This is a genomic window from Aeromonas sp. 61P (assembly GCF_051919545.1).
GTDB lineage: Bacteria > Pseudomonadota > Gammaproteobacteria > Enterobacterales > Aeromonadaceae > Aeromonas > Aeromonas veronii.
The window spans coordinates 158,362-181,802 of the sequence record NZ_JBQBEL010000001.1 but is presented as its reverse complement, the minus strand read 5'-3'; the positions used below and the strand labels follow the sequence as shown (position 1 = coordinate 181,802).

The 23,441-nt window shown below is 60.7% G+C and carries 28 protein-coding genes; 11 read left to right on the top strand and 17 right to left on the bottom strand.

All coding sequences use genetic code 11. From position 1 onward, the window contains the following. Window positions 1-132: 132 nt before the first annotated feature. The 6 genes from atcC to ACTG2O_RS00915 all read right to left on the bottom strand — a co-directional run bounded on the left by atcC (window position 133) and on the right by ACTG2O_RS00915 (window position 4,598). On the bottom strand, window positions 133-1,035 hold the full coding sequence (gene atcC / locus ACTG2O_RS00940; protein ID WP_019446673.1) for a cold adaptation protein AtcC: 903 nt from the start codon (window positions 1,033-1,035) through the stop codon (window positions 133-135). A gap of 11 nt (window positions 1,036-1,046) precedes the next feature. Continuing rightward, window positions 1,047-1,814 (bottom strand): cold adaptation protein AtcB, encoded by a 768-nt coding sequence (gene atcB, locus ACTG2O_RS00935; RefSeq protein WP_026035107.1) that lies wholly within the window; start codon window positions 1,812-1,814, stop codon window positions 1,047-1,049. A gap of 12 nt (window positions 1,815-1,826) precedes the next feature. Next, window positions 1,827-2,369, bottom strand: a complete 543-nt coding sequence (gene atcA, locus ACTG2O_RS00930; RefSeq protein ID WP_439975226.1) for a cold adaptation protein AtcA — start codon at window positions 2,367-2,369, stop codon at window positions 1,827-1,829. A 23-nt stretch (window positions 2,370-2,392) separates the two neighbouring features. Beyond that, window positions 2,393-2,677: a cold adaptation protein ActJcold adaptation protein ActJ gene (atcJ, locus tag ACTG2O_RS00925; protein ID WP_005343121.1), complete on the bottom strand. Its 285-nt coding sequence runs from the start codon at window positions 2,675-2,677 to the stop codon at window positions 2,393-2,395. A 293-nt stretch (window positions 2,678-2,970) separates the two neighbouring features. Then, window positions 2,971-3,723: an SDR family NAD(P)-dependent oxidoreductase gene (locus tag ACTG2O_RS00920; protein ID WP_439975225.1), complete on the bottom strand. Its 753-nt coding sequence runs from the start codon at window positions 3,721-3,723 to the stop codon at window positions 2,971-2,973. After that, entirely contained in the window at window positions 3,720-4,598 is an 879-nt protein-coding gene (locus tag ACTG2O_RS00915) for an NAD(P)-dependent oxidoreductase (protein ID WP_439975224.1), read from the bottom strand. The genes ACTG2O_RS00920 and ACTG2O_RS00915 overlap by 4 nt, the downstream gene beginning before the upstream one ends. 130 nt (window positions 4,599-4,728) lie before the next feature. Here ACTG2O_RS00915 and ACTG2O_RS00910 point away from each other — a divergent pair, with 130 nt between their 5' ends. Continuing rightward, window positions 4,729-5,553: a LysR family transcriptional regulator gene (locus ACTG2O_RS00910; protein WP_439975223.1), complete on the top strand. Its 825-nt coding sequence runs from the start codon at window positions 4,729-4,731 to the stop codon at window positions 5,551-5,553. Window positions 5,554-5,628: 75 nt separating this feature from the next. Here the strand turns inward: ACTG2O_RS00910 and ACTG2O_RS00905 are convergent, their stop codons facing one another. The 4 genes from ACTG2O_RS00905 to ACTG2O_RS00890 are packed head-to-tail and all read right to left on the bottom strand — an operon-like array spanning window position 5,629 to window position 9,373. Beyond that, window positions 5,629-6,144 (bottom strand): protein disulfide oxidoreductase, encoded by a 516-nt coding sequence (locus ACTG2O_RS00905; protein WP_439975222.1) that lies wholly within the window; start codon window positions 6,142-6,144, stop codon window positions 5,629-5,631. 3 nt (window positions 6,145-6,147) lie between these two features. Next, complete coding sequence (locus ACTG2O_RS00900) at window positions 6,148-6,891, bottom strand: DsbA family protein (RefSeq protein WP_439975221.1); 744 nt, start codon at window positions 6,889-6,891, stop codon at window positions 6,148-6,150. Between the two features lie 9 nt (window positions 6,892-6,900). After that, window positions 6,901-8,943, bottom strand: coding sequence for a protein-disulfide reductase DsbD family protein (locus ACTG2O_RS00895; protein ID WP_439975220.1), 2,043 nt, complete (start codon window positions 8,941-8,943; stop codon window positions 6,901-6,903). 52 nt (window positions 8,944-8,995) lie between these two features. Next, window positions 8,996-9,373, bottom strand: coding sequence for a hypothetical protein (locus ACTG2O_RS00890; RefSeq protein WP_005335876.1), 378 nt, complete (start codon window positions 9,371-9,373; stop codon window positions 8,996-8,998). A gap of 185 nt (window positions 9,374-9,558) precedes the next feature. Here ACTG2O_RS00890 and ACTG2O_RS00885 point away from each other — a divergent pair, with 185 nt between their 5' ends. The 4 genes from ACTG2O_RS00885 (at window position 9,559) to pspG (ending at window position 11,636) form a co-directional block, all read left to right on the top strand. After that, window positions 9,559-10,287, top strand: coding sequence for a 1-acylglycerol-3-phosphate O-acyltransferase (locus tag ACTG2O_RS00885; protein ID WP_429035909.1), 729 nt, complete (start codon window positions 9,559-9,561; stop codon window positions 10,285-10,287). 210 nt (window positions 10,288-10,497) lie between these two features. Further along, window positions 10,498-11,160: a phage shock protein PspA gene (pspA, locus tag ACTG2O_RS00880; RefSeq protein WP_439975219.1), complete on the top strand. Its 663-nt coding sequence runs from the start codon at window positions 10,498-10,500 to the stop codon at window positions 11,158-11,160. Window positions 11,161-11,162: 2 nt separating this feature from the next. Then, window positions 11,163-11,369: a PspC domain-containing protein gene (locus ACTG2O_RS00875; protein ID WP_043826074.1), complete on the top strand. Its 207-nt coding sequence runs from the start codon at window positions 11,163-11,165 to the stop codon at window positions 11,367-11,369. A gap of 48 nt (window positions 11,370-11,417) precedes the next feature. Beyond that, on the top strand, window positions 11,418-11,636 hold the full coding sequence (gene pspG, locus ACTG2O_RS00870) for an envelope stress response protein PspG (protein WP_005335871.1): 219 nt from the start codon (window positions 11,418-11,420) through the stop codon (window positions 11,634-11,636). Window positions 11,637-11,726: 90 nt separating this feature from the next. Here the strand turns inward: pspG and ACTG2O_RS00865 are convergent, their stop codons facing one another. Next, window positions 11,727-12,071, bottom strand: a complete 345-nt coding sequence (locus ACTG2O_RS00865; protein WP_111900253.1) for a GIY-YIG nuclease family protein — start codon at window positions 12,069-12,071, stop codon at window positions 11,727-11,729. 44 nt (window positions 12,072-12,115) lie between these two features. Here ACTG2O_RS00865 and ACTG2O_RS00860 point away from each other — a divergent pair, with 44 nt between their 5' ends. Beyond that, window positions 12,116-12,850 (top strand): substrate-binding periplasmic protein, encoded by a 735-nt coding sequence (locus ACTG2O_RS00860; RefSeq protein WP_236341438.1) that lies wholly within the window; start codon window positions 12,116-12,118, stop codon window positions 12,848-12,850. On the opposite strand, the gene rarD is transcribed toward ACTG2O_RS00860, so the two are convergent. Further along, on the bottom strand, window positions 12,832-13,722 hold the full coding sequence (gene rarD / locus ACTG2O_RS00855; RefSeq protein WP_139440940.1) for an EamA family transporter RarD: 891 nt from the start codon (window positions 13,720-13,722) through the stop codon (window positions 12,832-12,834). The two genes, ACTG2O_RS00860 and rarD, sit on opposite strands and share 19 nt — an antisense overlap. A 99-nt stretch (window positions 13,723-13,821) precedes the next feature. Here rarD and ACTG2O_RS00850 point away from each other — a divergent pair, with 99 nt between their 5' ends. Beyond that, window positions 13,822-14,409: a uracil-DNA glycosylase family protein gene (locus tag ACTG2O_RS00850; RefSeq protein WP_439975218.1), complete on the top strand. Its 588-nt coding sequence runs from the start codon at window positions 13,822-13,824 to the stop codon at window positions 14,407-14,409. Window positions 14,410-14,412: 3 nt separating this feature from the next. Here the strand turns inward: ACTG2O_RS00850 and ACTG2O_RS00845 are convergent, their stop codons facing one another. After that, window positions 14,413-15,270: a DMT family transporter gene (locus ACTG2O_RS00845; protein ID WP_058057958.1), complete on the bottom strand. Its 858-nt coding sequence runs from the start codon at window positions 15,268-15,270 to the stop codon at window positions 14,413-14,415. Between the two features lie 91 nt (window positions 15,271-15,361). On the opposite strand from ACTG2O_RS00845, the gene ACTG2O_RS00840 reads away from it, so the two are divergent. After that, window positions 15,362-16,252: a LysR substrate-binding domain-containing protein gene (locus ACTG2O_RS00840; protein ID WP_075116033.1), complete on the top strand. Its 891-nt coding sequence runs from the start codon at window positions 15,362-15,364 to the stop codon at window positions 16,250-16,252. A 9-nt stretch (window positions 16,253-16,261) separates the two neighbouring features. On the opposite strand, the gene znuB is transcribed toward ACTG2O_RS00840, so the two are convergent. Then, on the bottom strand, window positions 16,262-17,041 hold the full coding sequence (gene znuB / locus ACTG2O_RS00835; RefSeq protein WP_005354863.1) for a zinc ABC transporter permease subunit ZnuB: 780 nt from the start codon (window positions 17,039-17,041) through the stop codon (window positions 16,262-16,264). A gap of 21 nt (window positions 17,042-17,062) precedes the next feature. After that, entirely contained in the window at window positions 17,063-17,839 is a 777-nt protein-coding gene (znuC, locus tag ACTG2O_RS00830) for a zinc ABC transporter ATP-binding protein ZnuC (protein ID WP_005354861.1), read from the bottom strand. 93 nt (window positions 17,840-17,932) lie between these two features. Here znuC and znuA point away from each other — a divergent pair, with 93 nt between their 5' ends. Both znuA and ACTG2O_RS00820 read left to right on the top strand, forming a co-directional pair. Further along, on the top strand, window positions 17,933-18,865 hold the full coding sequence (znuA, locus tag ACTG2O_RS00825) for a zinc ABC transporter substrate-binding protein ZnuA (protein WP_019445610.1): 933 nt from the start codon (window positions 17,933-17,935) through the stop codon (window positions 18,863-18,865). 67 nt (window positions 18,866-18,932) lie between these two features. Then, window positions 18,933-19,607 carry a transglutaminase-like cysteine peptidase gene (locus ACTG2O_RS00820; protein ID WP_005335848.1) on the top strand — a complete coding sequence of 225 codons (675 nt, stop codon included), beginning with the start codon at window positions 18,933-18,935 and terminating at the stop codon, window positions 19,605-19,607. Here the strand turns inward: ACTG2O_RS00820 and ACTG2O_RS00815 are convergent. After that, on the bottom strand, window positions 19,602-20,543 hold the full coding sequence (locus ACTG2O_RS00815) for a TAXI family TRAP transporter solute-binding subunit (RefSeq protein ID WP_439975217.1): 942 nt from the start codon (window positions 20,541-20,543) through the stop codon (window positions 19,602-19,604). The genes ACTG2O_RS00820 and ACTG2O_RS00815 overlap by 6 nt on opposite strands. Beyond that, the gene (locus tag ACTG2O_RS00810) at window positions 20,540-21,838 is read right to left on the bottom strand and encodes a LapD/MoxY N-terminal periplasmic domain-containing protein (RefSeq protein WP_439975216.1); all 1,299 of its coding nucleotides are present in this window, start codon (window positions 21,836-21,838) and stop codon (window positions 20,540-20,542) included. The genes ACTG2O_RS00815 and ACTG2O_RS00810 overlap by 4 nt, the downstream gene beginning before the upstream one ends. Before the next feature lie 260 nt (window positions 21,839-22,098). Between ACTG2O_RS00810 and mepM the strand changes: the two genes are divergently transcribed. Continuing rightward, window positions 22,099-23,436, top strand: coding sequence for a murein DD-endopeptidase MepM (gene mepM / locus ACTG2O_RS00805; RefSeq protein WP_005354854.1), 1,338 nt, complete (start codon window positions 22,099-22,101; stop codon window positions 23,434-23,436). Window positions 23,437-23,441: the final 5 nt, after the last annotated feature.

The window sequence follows — 23,441 nt, the reverse complement described above, 5'->3', positions numbered from 1 at the left end:
GTTGCCTCAGGGTGACTTGCGCGTGTTCTCTCTTTGCTTGGGAGAGGTGAGGGGAGGATAGAACAACGCCCGGCGGGCCGGGCGTTGGGTTATCCCACATTGGGGGCAACAACAGAGGCGGCGAAAGCGGCCTTAGAAGTCGTGGTAGAGCGGCCAACCGAGCAGCGGGTGCTTGAGACCGGCGCGCATCTCGACGTTGTCGAGCTTCTCCGGTGAGGCGTTCTCTTTTTGCAGCAGCTGGTACTGGCGTACAAAGCCGAGGGTATGCAGCAGGTTGGGCACAAAGCCCGGGCTCAGCTCCTGACGCAGGGCGGCGGCCATGTCGGCGGGCAGCGCGCCCAGCATCAGGGCGAGCTGGGCAGCGAGGTAGTCGGTGTCGTACCAGCCCTCGTCTAGCTCAATCTCCCGCGCCAGCTTGCGCTTGAGATCCTGCTTCACCTTGAGGGGGGCGGCGCCACTGCCCTTGCCGCAGAGGATGCGGTAGAGCAGCGCTTCGGCCAGCTTGTCTTCCATGGTGGGGTGGTCGCTCTCGCAGGCGAAGAAGTGCTGGTCGATGAGCTCCATCAGGCGGCTCTTGTTGTGCTCGGTCAGCGCCTTCTCGTACTCCTGCCACCCTTGCCACTCCTCCACATCGGGCGGGCTCGAGATCTTGTCCAAGAGCCGCGCATCCACGTCACCGTAGAGGCTGTTGCCAGCCTGCTTGGGGCTGACGGTGATGAGCATGGACCAGCCCTTCTGGAACGGCTTGATGGGGCCTTCCGGCGCCTGCAACAGGGCCAGGGCCTTGGCCGGATCCCGTTGGGATAGCTCCTGCAGACCGAGGCTCACCACGCCGATGACGTCGTGGGCGGCCTGCTCCAGCAGGTGCATCTTGTACTTGTTGTAGTACTTGTCGGCGAATTTGAGGCTCATCAGCACCGCCTTGCCCTTGATGGCGGCGAGCTGCTGCTGACTCAAGAGTTCGTTGTCGCGGCCAAAGCGCAGCACCTGGGTCAGAAAGGGGCCCTGGTTGGCATCGCGAATGACTAACTGCATGAATGGGCTCCTTAATCCAGAAAGCTGAACATGTCGTCGACGTCGCCGTACTCGTCTTCCTCGACCTTGTTCTTCTCTTTGGCCTGCATCACCAGCTCGGCGGCAAACTTGTTGATGATGCCGTCCCAGGTGGAGTGCTCGTTGCGCAGCAGCGACTTGATGGATTTTTCCACCTCGGGGGCCAGCTCGCGAATGAGCATCAAGAGGCTGCGGGGGTCGTCCAGCGCATAGTCGTGGCTGTCTTCGGCCTGCTGGCGCTCGCTGTAGCGCAGGGACTCTTCGAGATCTTCCTCTTCGGCGTGCAGCACGTCGCGATAGCCTTCGTCCTCTTCATAGCGATCGCCGCGATAGAACTCGATAAAGGGGATGGCGAGGTAGAAGAGACCGGCCGGATCCTCGGCCACGCACTCGAGGATCTCCCGCTGCTTGGCTTCGCTATCCTGGGTGCGGATCAGGTAGTTGAGGAAGTCGAAGGTGTGCTGTTGCAGCTCGTCGGCGTTGTTCTTGATCGCCTCTTCCCAATAGAGCGGCTGCTGGCAGACGATGTCGCGGATCCGCTCCGGGGTCATCAGCTCGGAGATGATGGAGGGGAAGGAGATATCGTGCTGGCCGTTAATCTGGGTCAGGGTAACGATATCAATGTTTTCAATCACTTCTGCCAGCTGGTCGTCAGACATGGTCTTGGCGATCAGCTCGAACTTCTCGCTGGCCTGCTTCGGCTCGATAACGGCCAGCTCTTTGATCTCGATGGCGGTAATTTCTATCAGACTGTTGCTCATGCCTTGCCCCAATTAGAAACGGACTTCGTCGTACATATCCTGATCGCCGTCGTCATCACCATAGCGGTTACTGCCGCCGTGGTAGTCGGCGTCGGCATCTTCCCCGTCTTCATCTTCTTCGTCGCGCAGCTCATAGTCGTCATCGCCGCGGTGGCTGCCGCGCGGTAGCGGGTTGTCGAGCAGGAACAGCACGGCGCAGGCTTCCATCAGCTGATCTTCGCTCTGGGCCCGCACCGCTTTGACCAGCGGCAGGGCGGCGTTGTTGAAGCCGACGCTCACCTTGAACTCGTCCCAGCCCGGCTGCTCGCCGCTGGTGAGCCACTTGTTCCACTGCGACTTGGCCTTGGCCGGGAACTGCACCCGGCCATAGAGGGCCAGCGGCAGATACTCGGGCATAAACTCCAGCATGCTCATATCAGCCAGCAGCAGGCTCTTCATCTGGTCGGTGAACTGTTCCAGCCCCTTGGGGTCGTCCTGATCCCGGTAGGATTCGATGTTTTCGCTGGCATCGCTTTGCAGCGACTTGAGCCGCGCCTGGTCCCATCTCTTTTGCATAGTTGCTCTTTCTGCCTGCTGTTTCAGGGGTAGAACTGATCCCACATCTCCTGCATGGCGGAGGCGGGGTCGGTCACGATGACGTTGTTGAAATCCTTGATAAAGGCGGCCCGCTGTTTCGGATCGGACAGCACTTCATAGGCCTGCTTTACCTGGTGCAGCTTGATGGCTGCCTGCTCTTTCTCTTCTTCACTGGCCCCGTGCAGCTTGTCGGGGTGGTACTGGTTCGACAGCCGACGATAGGCTTTCTTGATGTCGTTTTCGCTGGCGTTGGACTTGACGCCCAGCACCCGAAAGTAGTTGTTCATGGCAGATCCTGCATCACTGGCATCATAGGATTCACGCTGCGAGTGCCTGATGGTGGGGATTGGCAAACCAGGCACGGCAAAAACCCGTCATTTTAACGGAAACAGCCCGCCAACGCGATGAGTTGGGCGATCAATTAACGGGCGAGATGAAGAGGTGTCAGTTGAGCGTCTATTGTTGCCAGTCGGTCTGGCCAGTGCAAGGGGCGGGCACGGGAAGGCGATGAAAAAATGGTCAGGGGCTAGTGTGGGGTGAGATGGCGGCGGCAGCGCAAATCGGGCTGCCGCCGCAGAGGTTACTCCTCCCAGAAGGAGGCGGAGGTGTGGTAGATCATCTTCTTGCTCATCCCGCCATCGACCACCAGATTGGCACCGTTGATAAAGTCGTTGCGAGGATCCGCCAGAAAGAGGCAGGCGCGGGTGATGTCGTCGGGGCGACCGACCCGGCCACTCGGGTGCTGGCGATGATCCGCCTCGGTCAGGGTGTGATAATCCTCCGCCTGGATCCAGCCCGGGCTGATGGCATTGACCGTGATGGGATGGTCGGCCAGCGAGTTGGCGAGGGACTGGGTGAGGGCGACCAGCGCCCCCTTGGAGGCGCCGTAGGCATCCCAACCCGGTTCGTTCTGCTGCCAGCGGGTGGAGGCAATATTGATGATGCGGCCATAGGGCAGATCGCGGTTGGCCTGCACAAAGGCGCGGGAGCAGAGCATGGCGCCGCGCACATTGACCGTCATCACCTGATCGAACTGGGCTGTGCTCAGATCCTCGAAGCGGGTGTGGAACTTGCTGATGGCGCCGTTGTTGATCAGCAAGTGGATGCCGCCATGCTGCGCACGCACCTCGGCAAAGAGGCGTTCGATGGCCTGCTCGTCCCGCAGATCGAGGGGGTGAAAGTGGATCTCGGGATGGTCAAAAGCGTGAGGGGCCAGATCGGTGGCGATCACCCGATAACCTGCCTCGGCCAGCCCGATGCAGAGCTGGCGGCCAATCCCGCCAGCGGCGCCGGTGACCAGCGCAATTTGGGGTTGGTTGGTCAGCTCGTTCATTGTGCCGCTCCGTTGCGAGCCCGCAACACCTTGATCAGGGCTGACACCTCCTGCTGACCAAACCCTTGCGCCACCCCTTCCTCAAACAGATCGGCGGCAAAGCGCGGGAAGCGGCTGTCGATCCCGGCGTCGGTGGCATGACCGGCCAAGCGGCTGATGGCGGCGCTCCAGGTTTTCAGGCTGGCGTAGGGGTGATCGAAATCATCGCTCGCCAGCGTCTTGCCAAGGTGGGCCACATCGCCACCGAGAATGGGCGAGAGCTCGCTGAACTGGGCGCACACCTTGGCCACCGGCAACCCTTCCGCCTCGCAGATCAGCGCGCCGTGCAGAGCACCGAGCAGACCACCGGCAAAGTAGGCGGCGACGGCACAATCTTGCGCCGCGGCGGCGCCCACCGCCTCGGCCACATGGTCGAGGGTGGGGGCGAGCAGGCGCAGCACCGGCTCGGCCTCGCTAAAGGCAGCGATGGCCCCCGAGCAGATGATGCTGGCATCGCTGGTGCCGATCTGATCCGGGAAGCAGAGGATGGCGCCATCGAGATAACGGGCACTGCGGGCATGGCTCCAGCTCTCCAGCGCTCTGGCCCCCTGCGGGCTGCCGGTAGAGAGCTGCACCAGCAGCTTGCCCGCCACCGCATCGCTCGCCTCATCCAGCAACTGCTGGCTGACGGCGTAGTTATCGACGCAGACAAGGGTCATATCGCTTGCGGCAATAGCCGCGCCAACCGAGGGGGCGAGAGTCGCGCCCAGCGCTTGCAGCGGGGCGGCCTTGGCGGCGCTGCGATTCCAGACGGTGACCGGATGGCCCGCCTTGAGCAAGGTGGTGGCGAGGGCGGAGCCCATGGCCCCGAGGCCGATGACAGAGAGAGGGCGCATGATGGCTCCTGACGGTATTGATAGACGCTGATATAGGGAATTGAGATGCCTTGTGGCAGGTAAGCCACTATATTTGCCCAGTGTCGCCGTGAAAAATGGCTTTTATGACTGTCTGGTATAGGTGAATTCTATGGATGTGCGAACCCTGCGTGCGTTTGTGGCTGTCTTCGAGGAGCGCAACATCACGGCGGCCGCTACCCGCCTCTTCATTACCCAGCCCACCCTCTCCACCACCATCAAAACGCTGGAGGATGAGCTGGGGGTGACCCTGTTTGTGCGGCAGGCGCGCGGGGTGGAGGGGACCGAAGCGGCGCACCGGCTCTATCCCCGCGCCAAGCGGCTGATCGCCGACACCGACTCCCTCGCCCGCGAGTTTCGTGAAACCTCCCCCTGCCTCGAGCTGACGGTGGGGATTGAGGCAGACCTTGGCGATGGTGTGGTGGGGGCGCTGGTCAACGGGGCGCTAGCCCACGAGGAGATCCTGCTGACTCTGGAGGAGGGCTGCTGTGGCGATGTGCGGCTGGGGTGTGAATCCCTGCGCTGTGGTGACGAGCTCTTTATCCCCCTGCTGGAGGAGGAGTTTGTACTGGTGCTGCCACCGGCTCACCCGCTGGCAGGCAAGGGGGCGCTCACTCCGGCAGCGTTGGCGGATGAACCCTGGGTCACCTGCCCGCGCCACGACTCCCACCTGCGGCTGATCGCCATCCTCGGCAATCAGGCGCCGATCTATCCACGGCGGGCGGGGTCGCTGCGACTGGCGGCGACCATGGTGGCCGCCGGGGCAGGGATCGGCTGGTTGCCCCGTTCGCTTTGCCCGCCCGGTTGTACAGTCACCGAGCTGGCGGCCTCTTCCTTCAAGCGGCGGGTGGGGCTCTGCTACGCCCCGGATGCGTTGCGCTCGGCGGCGGTGACCGCCCTGCTGGCTCAGGTGCGCGGGATGCAGCTCCCCGCCTGATGTCGGGATAAAAGGTCGGCATAAAAAAGGGCCATCCAGTTGGGATGGCCCTGTTGAGGCAATGTTGTTGCGTGGCTAGAGCGACGCCCACCAGAGCCGCAGCTGCAAGCCCCACTTCGAGCTCCAGCCGGTGGTGCTGCTCACAAGCGTCCCATCCTTGATGACGAGAAAAGTCGGGGTGACCCCTACCTGCCACTTGGCGGCCAGATCCCCCGACTCGTCTTTGTGGGTCGGGAAGGTGAGCCCCTTCTTGCTCATCCCTTTGCCTAACTGTTCCGAATTGCCGGAGCGCAGTGCCACCGTCAGCACGTTTTCCCCTTCCTGCCAGAGCTGCTGCACGGCCGGGGTGGTGAAACGGCAGACGCCGCACCAGCTGGCCCAGTAGTAAACCAGCAGCGGCTTGCCGCGGCTCAGGGTGGCGAGATCCGTACTGGTGCCATCCTGCAGGGTGACGGGGGCGCTCATCGCTCCCTCCGGCAGAGTCGGGCTGCGCCACAGATCCAGCAGGGTCGAGATGATCAGCGCCATCAGCAGCAGCCAGAGCGCCTCCTTGCCCCAGCGGCGCCAGCGGGGTTGAGGATTGGTGGTCATCCCTTACCCCTGCTTGGCCAGTTCGGCCTTCACCAGTTGCTCCAGCTCCTCATAGGGGATGGCGCCTGGCACCAGCTGGTTGCCAATCAGGGTCGCCGGAGTGCCCTGTACCCCCAGAATGGTGCCGATGCGCAGGCTGTTGCGCAGCTCTTCGATCGCCTTGGCGGCCGGTTTGAGCGCGGTGTTGCCGGTGGCGGCCAGCGCCTTGTTGATGTCCGCCTCGGTCAGCATCCCCTGCTTGCTCATCAGCTTGTCATGCAGGGCGAGGAAGCGGGCCGGATCCTGCTGCCACAGGGTCAGGCTGTACTGGGCCGCCTTGGCAGAACTCTGCCCCTTGAACGGCAGTAGCTTGATCACCAGTCCCAGATCGTCGGGATAGGCCTTGAGCAGCTTGGTCAGCCGGGGATCGAACTGCTTGCAGTAGGGGCAGTTGTAGTCGGTGAACAGCACCAGCGTCAGCTTGGGGTTTCTGGCGCCGAGGCGCGGGCTGGTTGGGCTGTTGAACAGCACATCCTTGTTGCCCTTGATGAAGTTGCCAAGTTGCGCCTGTTGGGCTGCCGCGTTCTGTTTCTCCCAGGATTCGGCCGCTTCGTCGAGGATCTTGGGGTTGGCGATCAGGGTCTCGCGGATCAGCTCCTTGATGCGGGCCTCCTGCTCCGGGGTGAAGGGGGTGGCGTGCAGGGCCGGAGCCAGCAGGGCTGCGGAAAGGGAGGCCAGCAGGGTCAGGGCGCTCAGAGTCGGTTTCATGGGTACTCCTTAAAATCGGGTGGTGCCAGCCTGAAGCAGGCCAGCCTTGTGCAATGTGGTCAGCAGATCGTCCTTGTCGAGCAGGGGTGACAGCGTGACCCCCTGCGGCAACTCCGGGCCGTAAATCTGGTTGAAGGGAACCGCAGCCGCGCCCCGCTGACGCAGGAAGGCGGCGATGGTGTCGCTTGGTTTGCTCCAATCGCCGCGCAGGGCCACCACATCGGGGGCCGAGAGGGCCTGTTGTACCTCATCGCGCAGCAACACGTTGTATTTGTTGGCCTTGCAGGTAACGCACCAGTCGGCGGTGACATCGATAAAGACCCGCTTGTTCTGGGCCAGCGCATCTGTGATGGCGCGTTCAGAGAGCGGCTGCCAGACCACCTTGTCAACGCTGGCCGAGCCGTGCGCGCTAAAGGCACCGCTCAGCAGCAGGGGGCTGCCAATCAGGGCTGCTAGGGCGATCGCCAGTGTGAAGCCGCGGATGCCGTAACGCCAGATGATGCCAATCAGCAGTGCCAGCAGCATGGCAACCATCAGCCAGCCGGTGGCATAAGTGCCGAGATGGTTGTCGAGCAGGCTGGTGAGCCAGAGGCTGGAGCCCAGCATCATCAGGCCGAGCAGGATGCGCAGATGGTTCATCCAGCGCCCTGGTTTCGGCAACCAAAGGGCTAGCCGTGGTAGGGCCGCCACCAGCAGCCAGGGCAGGCTCATGCCAATCCCCAATGCCGTGAAGATCAGCCAGAGCTGGCCAAGTGGCGCCGCCAGCGCAAAGGCCACCGCGGTACCGAGGAAGGGGGCCGAGCAGGGGGTCGCCAGCAGAGTGGCGAAGCTCCCCTGCAGGAAGTGACCGCCGAGGCCGTTGCCGCCGCTGGTGGCGAGGCGGGTGCTGAGGGCGCTGGGCAGGCGGATCTCGAACAGCCCCAACAGGTTGGCGCAAAACAGCAGGGTGACCAGCACCATCAAGCCGATAAAACCGGCGCTCTGGAACTGGATGCCCCAGCCGACGGCCCCTTGCGTGGCGCGCAGCAGGCTGCTCATGGCGGCCAGCACCCAGAAGGAGGCGATGATCCCGGCGCTGGCGGCGAGGAACTGCTTGCGCACCGCTCCCTGTTCACGTTCCTGATGTTGCAACACAGTTCCCAGCTTGAGCGCCAGCACCGGCAGCACGCAGGGCATCAGGTTGAGGATCAGGCCGCCGAGCAGCGCCGCCCCCAGCAACCAGAACAGCGAATGACTCTGGTTGGGTAGCGCGAGTGGCGCGCCGATCGTCCCCTTGCCCTGCCACGCCTGTTCGCCGCTGGTGAGCAGCAGGCCGAGGGATTGGCCGCGCAGATCCGGCGCATCCCCCTGCCAGCCATCGCTCACCGGCACCCGGGCGATCAGGGTGTTGCCCTCGACCTCAAGCGCCGGTTTGCCAAACTCGGCACCCTCCAGAGCGTCGATAAAGAGCGCTGGTGATTGCCAGCCCTCTGCCCGCTCGGCGCGCAGTTGCAGCTGGTTGTGCTGATAGCCGAGTTCGATCCGGGTCTCGGCAGGCAGCGGCTGGGGCAGGGTGCTCATCGCCTTCGCCCAGGCAAAATCGAAGTCGGCCGGGGCCTGCCCATCCACCGCGAGGGTGAAGGGGAAGTCGGTCAGGATGCAGACATTGCTGCAGGTGGAGAGGCGTAGAGTCCCCTTGAGCGGTTGCCCGGCGGGATAGTTGAGGCTCAGAGGGAAGGTCACATCACCCTGATAACCCTGGGTGCTGAGCCCGGCTACCTCGAAGTGGCGTGGCACCGGCCAGCGCCACTGAAAGGCACCGACCGGCTCATCCCACAGGATCTGGGGGGCAATGCCCCCTTCTCCCGGACTGTGCCAGTAGGTTTTCCAGCCTGACTCCAGCTCGACATCGAGCAGGATGCGGGTCTGATCTGCAGTGCTGCGGTCGGCCTGCAGCCGTACCCGGGCGTGATCATTCTGTGGGCTGGTGAGCCAGCCCGTGTCGCTGGCCAATCCCATGGATTGCCACAGCAGACCGCCCAGTAGCAGGGCCGTCTTGAAGAGATTCGACATCTTTTTGGTCTCGCAAAAATGAGTGACAGCTAACGAAAGAACGCTGCCAAACTCATTCCCGCCAGACGCAGAGGGTGAGGTGCAGACGCCGCTCGGGCGGCGAGATGACTCTGGGAGGGGGCAGTGGCGGTGTGTAGCGCCAAAGGGGGGCCAGCAGGGCGATCAGTACGGCCACGGCAAAGAAGAGCTGTTCGACGCAGAGCAGGGTGGCGGCGCTTAGCCACTTGCCGTTGAGCTGGCAGCTGGTGGGCTGCGGGCTGGCCGGTTTGGCATCCTCTTGATCCGTTGCCGAGCCTGGAACGGGCAGTGCCTGACAGCTGAGGGCGTGATCGAGCAGGGCAAGCCGGGCCAGCGGCTGGGCAGCACAATTGAGCACCAGCAGGCAGACCAGCAGCAGGAGATGTTTCGCTACCCGTTGTTGCAAAATCATGTTCGCCCCGTCCATCAAGATGGGGCCATCCTAACGACCAATGGCGGGTGGGGCAAGTCGGCGACGTATTGATGAGCAGGACTGTGGGTGGCGCGACGGGGAGGGTGGTCGGTTCTGTTTGGCGAACGCTTGTTCGCTAAAAGGGGGATCAGTATACTGCGCCGAGTTAAAACTCGAGGTGTTCGATGCTCAAAATTGCCCGTGTGCTGCTGCTTGGTCTGCTGCTCATTTTCTGGTTCCTGTTCGGCCTGCTGCTCTGTCTGGTTCGTCCGCGCCATCCCAACAACGTCTATGTTTTCGCCCGCATGTATCACGCGGTCTGCCCGCTGATCGGGCTGCGAGTCAAGGTGACGGTGGCCGACGAGGTCAAATCGGTCGGCCCGGCGGTCTACGTCTGCAACCACCAGAGCAACTTCGACATCTTCACCGTGACCGGTGCGGTGCAGCCTGGCGTGGTGGCGGTGGGCAAGAAGAGCCTGCTCTGGCTGCCGCTGTTCGGCCTTATCTTCTGGCTCTCCGGCAACGTGCTGATTGACCGCTCCAACCGCTCCCGTGCCATCGGCACCATAGGTCAGGTGGTGGATCGCATCAAGAATCGTGGCACCTCCATCTGGATGTTCCCGGAAGGGACCCGCTCCCAGGGACGTGGCCTGCTGCAGTTCAAGGCGGGTGCTTTCCACACTGCGGTACAGGCTGAAGTCCCCGTGGTACCCATCGTCTGCTCCAGCTACTTTGGTCAGGTCGACCTCAATCGCTGGGACAACGGCGAAGTGCTGGTGGAAGTGATGGCCCCGGTCTGCAGCAAGGAGCACGGTGCCAGCGGCATTCGCGATCTCTCCGACACCTGCCGCGCCCGGATGGAGGCCAAGCTGGCCGAACTGGACAGCAAGCTGGGCCACAGCCACGCCGCCTGACGGATAGCGCAGACGAATCTACAAGGGAGCCACAGGCTCCCTTTTTTGTTGGTGAAAATCACCACCTGGTTGGCTATTTTCACCAATAAACCATCCTTGAGTTTCCTCATTAAATTCCCATCTATATGTAAAACAACAATAATTTTTCTTGGCACGGCTCTTGTAATGCAATGGGAAGAGATAGCCATCCCATCAACAAGGAGCCAGACCATGAGCGTATTCAGCCGCCTGACCGACGTGATAAATGCCAACCTGCACAGCCTGCTCGACAAGAGTGAAGAGCCGGAGAAGATGCTGCGCCTGATGATCGAAGAGATGGAGCAGGTGCAGGTCGAGATGCGTACCCAGGCCGCCCGCCTGATTGCCGAACAGAAGCAGCTGGAGCGTCACCAGCAGGCGTTGCAGGCGCAGATCCTGGAGTGGTCGGCCAAGGCCGAGCTCGCCATTCAGAAGGGACGTGAGGATCTGGCCCGCGCAGCCCTCACCGAGAAGCTGGCGGAGGTCAAAAAATGTGAACAGCTGGAGCAGGACAAGGCCCGGGTGGCCGAGGTGCTGGCCCAGCTCACCGCCGACAGCGAGCGGCTGGCAGCCAAGCTGACCGAGGCGCGCGAGAAGCAAAAACTGCTGACCCTGCGCGAGCAGACGGCCCACAGCCGCATTCGTGCTCGCGCCCAGGTGGACAACCAGCGGATGCATGAGCTGATGGCGCGCTTTGATGGTTTTCAGGGCCGGGTCGATCAGCTGGAAGCCCAGCTGGAGGCGGCCACCCTGGGGCAGAATCCCTCGCTGGAGGCCCAGTTCCGCGAGCTGGAGCTCAATGACGAGATCGAGCGCGAGCTGGCTCGCCTCAAAGGCCAGAAGGCGGAGGTGTAATCATGAGCCCCTGGCCCAAGGATCTGGTGCATCGCAAGCTGACCGGGGTCTGCGCCGGTATTGCCAGGCGGTTGGGGGTCTCCAGAGTCACGGTGCGGGTGGTGGCACTGCTCGCCCTGATCCTGATGCCGCCGCTGGCACTGGCCGCCTATCTGCTGGCGGTGCTGATGATGCCGCCCCGTTATGAATTGAAGCGCTGGCTGGATTGACCGAAGGGTTGATCAGCCGGCAGAGAAGGTACTGATAAGGAGCAAGTTATGCTGGAATTTTTCATATTGCTGGTGGTGCTGCTGGTCATGGCACTGACCGGTTTTACCCTGGTAGCCATGTTGCTGGTGAGCGGCCTGTTCGTGCTGCTTGGGGCACTGGGCGGCATGCTTGCTCTGATCATCAAGCTGGCCCCCTGGTTGTTGCTGGTGCTGGCAGTTTGCTGGCTGATCAGTAACCGCAGCAAGCGTTCCAATACCTACCTCTAACCCGCCTGAGGTTGTGCAAGACGTTGTGTGATGCTCCCTGATTTCCCCTTTCCGGCCACTCATCGAGTGGCCTTTTTTTGCCTGTCGTCCTCAAGGCTGGGTGGCTGCGGGTAACCACTGGGGGCTCCAGCTCTGCCAGAGTGCCGGGCTGTGGATCAGCTGCTCCTTGAAGGATTTTGGCTGCTGCTTGAGGCGGTATTCGATGCGCAGGGCCGCCCCCTTCTCGCCGACTTCCTGTTGCCACGCCAGCGTCAGTGGCCCCTTGCCGCGCAGGGCGCGAGCGCCCTTGCCACTCTGATGCTGGCGCAGGCGGCGCAGCGGGTCCGTGCTAATCCCGGTATAGAGCAGGCCGGTGGCAGTACGCACTATATAGACAGACCAGCGGACAGGGGTGGATGGTTGCGGCGCTGGAGTGGTGGTCGCGGGTTCTCTCATTCAAATTCTCTGTGCCAAACTCAGAGGCAGCTCAAGGAGGTGCGATGAGAGTCTGGTTCTGGTTGTGGTTACTGTTGTCGGTCCCGGCTCTGGGGGAGACGATCCGTCTCTACGATTACCATCAGCATCCCCCCTTCAACACCGGAGTGGATGCAGGGCTGAGCCGCGAGCTGGTCAAGTATCTCAATGAAAAGCTGAGGGGTGAACCCAGAATCGAGCTTTGGCTGGTCAATCGCGCCCGGCTGGCGCTGGAGATGGCAGATCCCGACTTTGACGGTCTGGTGGTCTGGGTCAATCCCGCCTGGGTGGGAGATCCCCATCGTGAGCGCTATCTCTGGACCTTTCCGGTGATGCGCGACACCAACGAGCTGGTCTCTAACATTGACAACCCGGTCACCTATCGCGGGCCAGACTCCCTCAAGGGGTTGGTGTTTGGCGGGGTGGAGGGCTACCGCTATCAGGGGATCGATGATGCCGCTGCACGGGGAGAGCTGGTGCGTCAGGATGCCAAGAAGGTGAAGACCAATCTTGAGCTGCTGGTGCGCGGCCGCATCGATGTGACGCTGGTGAGTGGTTCATCGCTGGGCTTTTTCATCGACTCACAGCACTATCAGGGCAAGCTGTTTATCTCGCCCTTCCCCCAATCCAGCTATACCCGCCATATCCTGCTGCCCAAGTCTCGCCCCGAGCTGCATGCCACCCTCAACGACATCGCCGAGCAGATGGACAGAGATCCCCGTTGGCACAAGGTGCTGGAGTCTTATCGCGGTACGCCCTGAGGGCGGCGCTTGAGCCGATGCAGCGGTAACAGGCTCACCAGCAGACCTGCCCAGACAAAGGCGAAACCGACAGCCTTGATGGGGTCCGGCGCCTCACCAAACCAGTAGATGGCGAGCAGGAAGGCGAGGCTGGGCTCGATATATTGCAGCAGCCCCACAGTGCTCATCCGGGTTCTCGCTACTGCGTAGCAGAACAGCCCCACCGGCAGCAGGGTGGCGGGCGCACTGCCCATCAGCAGCAGCTTGTCGGCCAGATCCCCATTCACGAATGCCCCCTCCCCGTGCCACGCCAGCGTGCCGATGATGATCAGCGCGACGGGCAGTTGCACCATGGCTTCCAGATAGAGGCAGGTGCCGGTGTCGTAGTGGATCTTCTTCTTGATAAGGCCATAGCAGGCGAAGTTGGCCCCCATGATGAGGGAGAACCAGGGGAGTTGGCCGTAGCAGAAGAGCATGTATGCGAGCCCCGCCAGCGCCAGGGCGACCGCCAGATGCTTTTGCGGGGTGAGTCGCTCTTTGAGGAAGATGACGGCGAATACGATATTGAACAGCGGGGTCATAAAGAAGGCGAGGCTGGTGGTCAGCACCTGCCCGGTAGTGAGGCACCAGGTGAACATGCACCAGCTGATGGACATCACGGGGCCCGCCAGCAGAATGAGGCCGAGCTGGCGTGGCTCGCTGCGCAGTTGTGCCCAAGGCACCTTGTGGCCAAGCAGCAAAAACAGGGCCCCCAGTAGCACCACAGACCAGAGCACCCGGTGGGAGATCAGCTCCCACATGTTGACCTCGGGCATGAATTGATAATAGAGCGGCAGCATCCCCCACAGGATGAAGGAGAGGGTCGCGGTGCCGGTACCTAGCCAGTTTTTCATTATTTTCCGTTTATTAAATTAAACACCCATGACGATAGTAGGGGGCGCGCCCTGTTTCCACAAGAGGGAAAACAGGGAAATGCTGGTACTATCAACGTCATGCAGCGAATCGATAAGTTGTTTGAGCAAATCAGGGCCTGCCGTCTGTGCGAGGCTCATCTGCCGCTGGGGCCTCGTCCGGTGATCCGCGGGGCCGAGAGTGCCCGCTTGTTGATCATCGGTCAGGCGCCCGGCACCTGGGTGCATGCCAGCGGTATCCCGTGGGATGACCCCTCCGGTGATAGGCTGCGCCAGTGGCTCGGGGTCGATAAGGCCACCTTTTACGACGAATCCCGCATCGCCATCATGCCGATGGGGCTCTGTTATCCCGGCAGGGGAAAATCCGGCGATCTGCCGCCGCGCCCCGAATGTGCGCCCACCTGGCACGACAAGGTATTGATGCTGTTGCCCAATATCGAACTGACCCTGCTGATCGGCCAATATTCACAAGCCTACTATCTGCGGGGGGCAGCCAAAGGGTCACTCACCGACACGGTGCGCAGCTGGGCCGACTATGGCCCCGGCTGGCTGCCGTTGCCGCATCCCTCCCCGCGTAATACCCTCTGGCTCAGGAGGAATCCCTGGTTCGAGCAGGAGATCGTCCCCCATCTGCAGCAAAGGGTCGCCCCGCTTCTGGGGAGACCCTGAGTATTAGAGCGCTGGCTCGGCCAGCGGTTTTGGCTTGCTGCGCGCCATGGCGATAAGTGGCAGGACGATGCAGATACAGCCCAGCAGCAGCGGCAGGCCCGGCTGCTCGTCAAACAACCACACCCCGATGGCCACCGCCATCAGCAGACCGGTGTACTCCGCCGAGGCGATCTTGCTAGCCTCCGCCTTGCGATAGGCCACCACGCACAATCCCGCATAGACCATGATCAGCGCCGAGGAGCCAAAGGCGGGCCACCACATCTGCCACTGCCAGTCGCCCCCTTCCCACCAGGCCAGCGCGAGAATGAAGGGCATGCTCAGCACGTTGGTGAAAAACAGGGTCTGGGCGATGGGCTGCTTGAGCGGGATCCGCTTGATCAGCAGATTGTTCAGTGCCATCGACAGCGCCACCCCGAGCGCCGCCAGTGCGGCCCAGTTCACCTCGGTCGGGCGCAGCACGATCAATACCCCGATAAACCCGATAACCGCAGTCAGCACCTTCTGGCGCGAGATCGCTTCCCCCGCCATCCACACTGCCAGCGGCACCATCATCAGGGGGGCGGCATAGAAGAGGGCATTGGCAGTGGCGAGCGGCAAGCGGGTGAGGGCCACCACCATCAGGCAGACGCCGACCGCCCAAATATGGGCCCGCAGCAGGTGCCACTTGATGGCCACCGGTGGGTTGCGGCGCCATGACCAGAGCAGCCAGGGCATCAGCAGAATGGCGGCCGAGAGCTGGCGGAAAAAGACAAACTGGAAGATGGGCTGATCCGGCTCCAGCACCTTGACCAGCGCATCGGAAAAAACCGCCACCATATTGCCCAGCACCAGATAAAGGATACCGATCCCTACTGCATTCATACCACCTCCCACTTCAGATGAGCGGAGGGTAGCGTGCCGGTTGATATCCAGTAAAATGATAAAAAATGACCACTCATGAGATATTTAGATAATGAAACTTCCTCCCCTGCGTGCGGTGCAATATTTCGAGGTGGTGGCCCGGCTGCTCAGCTTCTCCCGTGCCGCCCTTGAACTGAACGTCAGCCAGAGTGCGGTCAGCCACCAAATTCGTCTGCTGGAGGATTTTCTGGGTGAGCGCTTGCTGCTGCGTCAGGGGAGGCTGCTTTCCCTGACAACCCAGGGGGAGAGTTACTTTGAGGGGATTGCCGCCGGGCTCAGCCAGATTGCCCAGAGCAGCGAACAGTTGCGTGGTGGCGGCGAGATGCGAGTCCGGCTCGCGGTCTACAGCTCGTTTGCGGTGAAGTGGCTGATCCCCCGCCTGGCCGGATTGCGCCAGCTCTACCCCGAGCTGGATTTGAGTCTGGAGATGGTGGCGGAAGATCCCGAACTTTCCGATCGGGTGGCGGACTGCTTTATCACAGTCTCACCCCACGGGCGTGGCTACTGTCACGATCTTATCTATCAGGAGCGGCTCTTTCCGGTCTGCAGTCGCCGTCTGTTGCAGCAGGTTAGCGGGGAGTGGCCTGAGGCCATCTGGCAGCTGCCGCTGCTCTCGGTGCAGTCCATTTACAAGGCGCGGGGGGAGGATTGGCAGCGCTGGGCCAAGGCGGGTGGGCTGGTGATCCCGGACGAGGCGCGGATGCACCATTTCAGCCATGTGCTGTTGGCGATGGAGGCGGCAGCCTGGGATCAGGGGGTGGCATTCGTGAATGATTACATGCTGCGGCCAGATGATCCCCAGCTGGTGGCCTTGCCGGTACACCAGCTGGAGACGGGGGATGCCTTCTACTTCACCTGCAAGCGCTCGCGGGCTCATGAGCCTGCCATCAGCCGGTTGCGCCAGTGGCTGATGATGGAGACACGCCAGAGCATGCCGCTCTAGCCTGCACCGTTACGCTCTCTTGAACTGGCTCAGCACAAACAGGCTGGTGGCACAGACGACGACCGAAGGCCCAGCCGGAGTATCCTGATACCAGGAGAGGGTCAGCCCGCCGAGTACGGCGAGGCAGCCGATCAGCGCGGCAAAGCCGGCCATCTGCTCCGGCGTCTGACTGAAACGGCGGGCGGTAGCGGCGGGAATGATCAGCAGGGAGGTGATGATCAGCGCCCCGACAAACTTCATCGCCACGGCGATCACCAGCCCAATCAGCAGCATAAGCACGCAGCGCAGCACATCGACCCGGATCCCTTCTACCCGTGCCAGCTCTTCCGAGATGGTCATGGAGAGCAGGGGATCCCACAACCGCCACAGGGTGAGCAGCACCAGCGCGCCACCGCCGTAGATCCAGAGCAGATCCATCGGTTGTACCGAGAGCAGGTCGCCAAACAGGTAGGCCATCAGATCCACCCGCACGTTATCCATAAAACTCAAGGTAACCAGACCGAGGGACAGGGCGCTGTGGGCCAGAATGCCGAGCAGGGTATCGGTTGCTACCTGCTGGTTGCGACTCATGATCACCAGCAGCATTGCCATGGCGAGGCAGCAGACCACTACCGCCAGGGTGAGATCGACCTGCAGCAGAATGCCCAGCGCGATGCCGAACAGACAGGCATGGGAGAGGGTATCGCCAAAATAGGCCATTTTTCGCCATACCACGAAGCTGCCGAGGGGGCCGGCCAGCAGGGCGATGCCGAGACCGGCTGCGAGGGCGTATAATAGAAAGCTGTCCACTTGAATGTCCTGTTGCTTGCGCTATTTGCTGTGAGCGTTGTTGCGAGAGGGCAGGCGGATGACGGGGGCCTGCGGTTCATGATGATGGTGTTCGCCGTCGCAGTGGTGATGGTGGGTATAGACCGCCAGCACCTCCTGCTCCGGTCGCCCGAACAGGCGGGCAAATTCGGGGTGGCGGGCCACGCTCTCCGGTTCGCCATGGCAGCAGACGTGGCGGTTGAGGCAGATCACCTCGTGGGTGCTGGCCATCACCAGATGCAGATCGTGGGAGACCATCAGCACGGCGCAGTTGAATTCGGCGGCGAGTTGGCCGATCAGGGCGTAGAGCTCGATCTGGCCAGTGATGTCCACGCCTTGAACCGGCTCGTCCAGTACCAGCAGCTCGGGTTTGACCAGCAGGGCGCGAGCCAGCAGCACCCGCTGCATCTCACCGCCGGAGAGTTTTTGCATCCGGTTTTCCAGCAATCCCTCTGCGCCCACCCGGGCCAGAGCTTCCTCGATAGAGAGGCGGCTATTTTTGCCCAGTTGCAGGAAGCGACGCACTGTCAACGGCAAGGTGGGATCCAGATAGAGGCGCTGGGGCACATAGCCAACCCGCAGGTCGCGGCTGCGGGTGATCTTGCCCGAATCCGGCGTGAGCAGGCCCAGCACCAGCTTGCTCAGGGTGCTCTTGCCCGCCCCGTTGGGGCCGACCAAAGTGGTGATTTTGCCTTTATTGAGGGTAAAGGAGACCTTGTCGAGCACAGAGCGTCCATCAAACGAGAGAGAGACCTCTTTCAGCTCTACCAGTTGGCTCATGACAACTCCGGGGTTTACAGCCAGTGAGAGTTATAATATAACAAAAAGCGGCTGTTATATTATCACATACTCACCCCCTGACGAGATTCATCAATGAGAATTATTGCGCTTTTCACTGCCCTGCTGGCGGTGAGTTTGCCTGTTCGTGCCATTGAGGTACTGACCACCATCAAGCCCCTTGGCTTCATTGCCGCGGCGATCACTGACGGGGTGAGCGAGCCCAAGGTATTGCTGCCGACCGGTGCCTCTCCCCACGATTTCTCCCTGCGTCCGTCCGATATTCGCAGCATCAACAGTGCCGATCTGGTGGTGTGGGTTGGCCCCGAACTGGAAGGTTTTATGGCCAAGCCGCTGGCCAACCATCCCCATGCTCTGGCCCTGACTCAGGTTGAGGGGATGCCGCTGTTTAACTACGCGACTCAGGATAGTCACGATTCCCATGACCATGATGATCACGATCATGCCGCCCACGAGCACGGTGACCATGATGAAGGGCATGAGGGACACCATCACGAAGGGGTCGATCCCCATATCTGGCTTGGCCCGACGCAGGCCAAAGTGATTGCCAAGGCGATCGCAAGTGAATTGGGCAAGCTGGATCCGGACAATCAGGCTCGCTATGACGCCAACCTCGCGGCATTTGATACCAAGGTGGATGCCAAAGACAAGGTGATTGCTGGCCAGATGAAGGCGGTGAATGAGAAGGGGTACTTTGTCTTCCACGAGGCGTATGGCTACTGGGAGCGCCACTACGGCATGAGTTCAAAGGGTCACTTTACCGTGAGCCCTGAGCGTCGCCCGGGCGCCAAGACCCTGGTGGATATCCGCAAGGCACTGGAAGAGAAGCAGGCGAGCTGCATTTATGCCGAGCCGCAATTCTCACCGGCTGTGATCGAATCGGTGGCACGCAATACCGGCGCCAAGGTGCTGTTGCTTGATGAGGTGGGTGAACAGGTACCGCTCGGCCCGGATGGTTATCCCCAATTCATGCAGCAACTGGCAGACGCATTCGCCCAGTGTCGCTGATCAGCGGCTGAGCCTCTCATCCGGAGGGGCTATACTGACCTCCAGCATCTGACATGGAGTGTCCGGTATGAAATGGTTGTTGATCCCGGCTTGCACGTTGGCGCTATGTTGCGCCAACGTGCAGGCTTCGCGTCTTTCCGAATATATTGCCAGTCCGGATCTGCGGGCCAAGCTGCAGGAAGTGTATGGTGGCCGCGCCATTCAACGGGCCGAGGCATTCTCTCGCCTGCTCACCCCCAGAGCGGGTACAACCGACCAGCAGAAGATCGAGCTGGTGAACAACTACTTCAACAATCTGACCTACAGCGAGGATCCCAAGCTGTGGGGGGATGAGGATTACTGGGCCAATCCGCTGGAGTTCATCGGTGCCCGGGGTGGGGATTGCGAGGATTACAGCATTTCCAAGTACTATACCCTGATGGAGCTGGGGGTGGATGAGAAGAAGCTGCGGCTGGCCTACGTCAAGGCTGTGCGTTACAACCAGTTCCACATGGTGACGCTCTACTTCCCGACACCCAAGGCTGACCCACTGGTGCTCGACAACATCAACAGCCGGATCCTCCCGGGCAGCAAGCGTACCGATCTCATTCCCGTTTACAGTTTCGATGCCAAAAGCATCTGGATCATGAAGTCACGGCGGGAAGGGACGCTGGCGGGGAGTGCCGATCGGTTGGCGCAGTGGACATCGATGAAGACCCGTTTCTCCAGCGAGCAACTGCGCTCTCCCCGTCGTCAGTTATAGCTTGCCCGCCGCTTTCAGCTCCTCGAAATATTTAGCTGCGCCCGGATGCTGCTCAATACTCAGCACCGGGCCGGTTTTATTGCGTGCCCGGTGAAACATATTGGCGTAGCCATAAGTCTGCTCATTGAACTTGGTCTGCTGGGTCAGCATGGCCTTGGTCAGACGATAGACAGACTCTTCCGGCATGGTGGCATTGGTGACCAGGGTGGCGGCAATGGCAAAGGTGGGGGTCGCCTTCAGATTGCCGGGGTAGATGCGGGCGGGCACCTGACTACGTTGGTAATATTTGACCCCTTTGAGTAGCTGATCACGGGTGGCCCCATCGATGGGGAGGAAACTGACCGCGCAACGTTTGGCGGTGTCGAGCACAATCCGGTTAGGGTGTCCCATCACCAATGCAAATGCATCGATCTGCTTGCTACAAAGCGCATCCGGCAGGTTGGCCATGCTTTTCAGATCGAGATCCTGCTCTTTCGCTCCCAAGATGTTGAACAGGGTCAGCGCCGTCTGGCGTGTTCCCGAGCTCTTCAACCCCATGTCGATGGGGGCGAGCTTGAGCTGTTCCAGTGAAGTGATATCGCCATCGGCACGGATCACTATGGTGAAGGGCTCGGCATGGGTGGCAAACAGGGCGCGCAGCTCAGGTTGCGGCTGCGTGGCAAAAGGGCCCAAGCCCTGGCTTGCCTGATATAGCCAGTCTGACTGCACCATGGCGTAGGCGGTCTCGCCACTCTTGAGTCGCGTCAGGTTTTCTATTGAACCCGATGAGCTCTGCAGTGTGCACGCAAGTTGCTCGTCGACCTCATGAGCCAGACGGCAAAACTCTTTGGTTATCTGGTGATAAATCCCCTGCTCACCCCCGGTGGTGATAGTGACGGTTTCAGCCATCAGGCCGGGTTGCCACAGCAGGGGCAACAGCATGGCGAGCTTCTTCATGATTGCGCCTCCTTGGCATAACCATCGATACCCCAGGTCCGCAGTTTGTCGATGTCGCGACACTCTCCCGATTCTGCCAGCAGGGTATAACCGGCGGCATGCATGGTTTGGGAGAGCAGATTCCAGTAGAGCGGCGCATCGGTCAGCTGACAGCTGATAAAAATGGGATTGAGCGGATCAAGTTGATTGAAGGTATCCGCATTGAGGGGAATGGCGCTGAAGGCGAGCTCACACCCCTGTTCCTGTAGCGCGGCCAATGTGGACTGGCCGTGGGCGGGGAATGTGGCCACATCCCAGCGCCAATCCAGTGTTTTTCCTCGACCCTGGCTTAGCAGAGGGGCAATCTCGGACCATTGCGGGTGATTGAGCAGGGAGAGGGGCAGCAAGATCCCTTCTATATGAGAGTGCTGCCACTGTTGCAGGGCGCTCTGGATGGTTGCGAGCTCGCTGTCGGCACCGAGGGGTTGACTGGGCAAGAAACGCTGATAGAGCGCGATCTCCCCTTGTGTGGAGACAAATTTTTGCAGTTGCCCACCTTCCGGCAGCGGGCTTACTCCTTGCAGCGGCTGTGGGGTCGTCAGTGGCAGCTGTTTTCCCAGCTGGGTGATTTTGAGTCGTTGTTGCAGCAGATCCCGTTTGCGTTCGGAAACCAATTGGTTGATGGAAAGTGCCACTTCTTTGAGGTCTTGCAACCAGGGAGTGGGCAGGGTGCTGCTGAACTGGTGTTTGCGGATACGGATCAGTTGCAGGTTGATCTGCTCCAGGGGCTGCAGCAGGCGTTTGCACACCAGGGAGATGATCAGGGTAAATACGACGAGGCCCGCCAGCAGCGCCAGACCGGTGCGACTGATGGCATTCCACAGATGCTGATAGGCGTAGCCGCTATGCCCCTCAAGGGTCAGAGTGCCCAGCATGCGCCAGCCATCGGTCAACTCTTGCTCAATTTTGACGGGCGGCATGCCGATAACCGAGGGAAGCCAGCCGGGGACATTTTGTTGGGTAGAGTGGAAGACCTTCTGAAACAGCAACTGGCCATCAGGATCGATCAGGGTGACCGAGCTGACGAAGCCGCCATCGAACATGGCATTGACGATGGTCTCGGCCAGCACATTGTCGTCATTAAGCAGGGTTCCTTGCAGCACCAGCCCGAGAGCGGTGATGGCGGTTTCCAGGTTGGCTGACATCTGGTCGAGGATGGATTGGCGGACCGTCGTGACTTCCAGTGCAAACAGCAGCGCTGCACCGATCAGGAACAGGACGACAATTATTCTGATTAACAGTTTTGCTAACGACATATCCACTCCATGGAAAAGTTATCGCAACATTTTGGGTTTCTATTCAGTAGCGAATCCGACCCGGTTCTTAAAAATAGGAAAAAATGGTTAAAAAAGACGATCATTTCTGCCCATCCGGGCGGGTTATGCATAAAATGTGAGGTTCATGCAGATTGTGATGAACTATTTGTAACTATTTGTGTCCAACAAACAGTTTTATACGGTTTTGTCACAACTGACATCACAACTCACACTCTTTAGATCTAAATACAGGATAGCGGATGAAACGTCTCCGTCCCTTGGTAGTACAGGCTGCCAATTGGGAACCACCGGTTCCCCGCAAACACTTTTACGCCATGCTGATGCTGACGGCCATGACCCTGTCAGCAGTGGCATTATTGCCAGCTCCGGGTGACATCCTTGAGCGGCCGCTGCGTCTTGAGTTGCCCATTGATACCGCAGGTACGGCAACCAACGAAAACAACACCGACTTTAACGAAATCCCCGATCACGAACTGGTTGATCAGAGTGCGCCGGATGACGACATCCCGGTTGACACCACCCCCCAGTGGCAGGATTACAGGGTCCGCAACGGCGAAAACCTGACCGCCATTTTTAACAATCTCGGTCTCTCCACCACCACCCTCTACAAGGTGCTGGACGCGGACAACAAGAACTATCTGGCGCGCCTCAAGCCGGGCCAGAATATTGAGCTGCTGATCGATCAGGACAACATCCTGCAGCAACTCAAAATCCGCCTGAACATCAAGCAGACGCTGGTGATGGCTCGCAGCGACGATGCCTATACCGCCTCCATGATCAATGAGAAGGTTGAGTGGCAACCGCAGCGTTACAACGGCGTGATCAACGGCAGCTTCTATGTCAGTGCCCGCAATGCGGGGATTCCAGCCAACCATATCCAGAAAATTGCCAACCTGTTCCAGTGGCGAATGAATTTCGCCAAGGATCTGCAGAAGGGCGACAAGTTCAAAGTGCTGGTACGCCAGGAGACGGTGGAAGGCAAGAGCACTGGCAACAGCCAGCTGCTGGGTGTGGAAGTGACCAGCCAGGGCAAGACGGTGTCGGCCTGGCTCTCCGATGACGGCAACTACTACGACGGTCAGGGCAACAGTCTGGAGCGCGGATTCCGCCGCTACCCGACCCACAGCCGCTATCGGATCAGCTCCAACTTCAACCCAGCGCGCAAACATCCGGTAACCGGTATGGTGCGTCCTCACGAGGGCACTGACTTTGCGGTGCCGGTGGGCACGCCAGTGCTGGCGACTGGCGATGGTATCGTCCAGAAGGCAACCAGCCACCCGCTGGCGGGTACCTATATCGTCATCAAGCATGGCCGTACTCTCTCTACCCGTTATCTGCACCTGAGCAAGCTGCTGGTCAAAACCGGTCAGCGAGTGAAGATGGGCGACAAGATCGGCCTCTCCGGCAACACAGGTCGCTCGACCGGTGCTCACCTGCACTACGAGCTGCGGATCAACAACCGCCCGGTCAATGCCATGACCGCCAAGCTGCCGATGGCTGAACCGCTCAGCGGCAAGGAGCGTCGTCAGTTCCTTGCCAAGGTGAAGAGCTACCGCAAGGAGCTGGCAGCGGGTTGATTCCT

Bases quoted from the DNA above. Each gene is read 5' to 3' on its own strand.
- ACTG2O_RS00905 (WP_439975222.1), bottom strand. From the start codon at position 6,144: ATGACCACCAATCCTCAACCCCGCTGGCGCCGCTGGGGCAAGGAGGCG.
- atcC (WP_019446673.1), bottom strand. From the start codon at position 1,035: ATGCAGTTAGTCATTCGCGATGCCAACCAGGGCCCCTTTCTGACCCAG.
- ACTG2O_RS00885 (WP_429035909.1), top strand. From the start codon at position 9,559: ATGCTCAAAATTGCCCGTGTGCTGCTGCTTGGTCTGCTGCTCATTTTC.
- ACTG2O_RS00840 (WP_075116033.1), top strand. From the start codon at position 15,362: ATGAAACTTCCTCCCCTGCGTGCGGTGCAATATTTCGAGGTGGTGGCC.
- ACTG2O_RS00890 (WP_005335876.1), bottom strand. From the start codon at position 9,373: ATGATTTTGCAACAACGGGTAGCGAAACATCTCCTGCTGCTGGTCTGC.
- ACTG2O_RS00810 (WP_439975216.1), bottom strand. From the start codon at position 21,838: ATGTCGTTAGCAAAACTGTTAATCAGAATAATTGTCGTCCTGTTCCTG.
- ACTG2O_RS00915 (WP_439975224.1), bottom strand. From the start codon at position 4,598: ATGCGCCCTCTCTCTGTCATCGGCCTCGGGGCCATGGGCTCCGCCCTC.
- atcJ (WP_005343121.1), bottom strand. From the start codon at position 2,677: ATGAACAACTACTTTCGGGTGCTGGGCGTCAAGTCCAACGCCAGCGAA.
- pspG (WP_005335871.1), top strand. From the start codon at position 11,418: ATGCTGGAATTTTTCATATTGCTGGTGGTGCTGCTGGTCATGGCACTG.
- ACTG2O_RS00850 (WP_439975218.1), top strand. From the start codon at position 13,822: ATGCAGCGAATCGATAAGTTGTTTGAGCAAATCAGGGCCTGCCGTCTG.
- ACTG2O_RS00875 (WP_043826074.1), top strand. From the start codon at position 11,163: ATGAGCCCCTGGCCCAAGGATCTGGTGCATCGCAAGCTGACCGGGGTC.
- pspA (WP_439975219.1), top strand. From the start codon at position 10,498: ATGAGCGTATTCAGCCGCCTGACCGACGTGATAAATGCCAACCTGCAC.
- ACTG2O_RS00910 (WP_439975223.1), top strand. From the start codon at position 4,729: ATGGATGTGCGAACCCTGCGTGCGTTTGTGGCTGTCTTCGAGGAGCGC.
- ACTG2O_RS00860 (WP_236341438.1), top strand. From the start codon at position 12,116: ATGAGAGTCTGGTTCTGGTTGTGGTTACTGTTGTCGGTCCCGGCTCTG.
- ACTG2O_RS00820 (WP_005335848.1), top strand. From the start codon at position 18,933: ATGAAATGGTTGTTGATCCCGGCTTGCACGTTGGCGCTATGTTGCGCC.
- ACTG2O_RS00815 (WP_439975217.1), bottom strand. From the start codon at position 20,543: ATGAAGAAGCTCGCCATGCTGTTGCCCCTGCTGTGGCAACCCGGCCTG.
- mepM (WP_005354854.1), top strand. From the start codon at position 22,099: ATGAAACGTCTCCGTCCCTTGGTAGTACAGGCTGCCAATTGGGAACCA.
- znuC (WP_005354861.1), bottom strand. From the start codon at position 17,839: ATGAGCCAACTGGTAGAGCTGAAAGAGGTCTCTCTCTCGTTTGATGGA.
- ACTG2O_RS00845 (WP_058057958.1), bottom strand. From the start codon at position 15,270: ATGAATGCAGTAGGGATCGGTATCCTTTATCTGGTGCTGGGCAATATG.
- ACTG2O_RS00865 (WP_111900253.1), bottom strand. From the start codon at position 12,071: ATGAGAGAACCCGCGACCACCACTCCAGCGCCGCAACCATCCACCCCT.
- rarD (WP_139440940.1), bottom strand. From the start codon at position 13,722: ATGAAAAACTGGCTAGGTACCGGCACCGCGACCCTCTCCTTCATCCTG.
- atcA (WP_439975226.1), bottom strand. From the start codon at position 2,369: ATGCAAAAGAGATGGGACCAGGCGCGGCTCAAGTCGCTGCAAAGCGAT.
- ACTG2O_RS00895 (WP_439975220.1), bottom strand. From the start codon at position 8,943: ATGTCGAATCTCTTCAAGACGGCCCTGCTACTGGGCGGTCTGCTGTGG.
- atcB (WP_026035107.1), bottom strand. From the start codon at position 1,814: ATGAGCAACAGTCTGATAGAAATTACCGCCATCGAGATCAAAGAGCTG.
- znuA (WP_019445610.1), top strand. From the start codon at position 17,933: ATGAGAATTATTGCGCTTTTCACTGCCCTGCTGGCGGTGAGTTTGCCT.
- ACTG2O_RS00900 (WP_439975221.1), bottom strand. From the start codon at position 6,891: ATGAAACCGACTCTGAGCGCCCTGACCCTGCTGGCCTCCCTTTCCGCA.
- ACTG2O_RS00920 (WP_439975225.1), bottom strand. From the start codon at position 3,723: ATGAACGAGCTGACCAACCAACCCCAAATTGCGCTGGTCACCGGCGCC.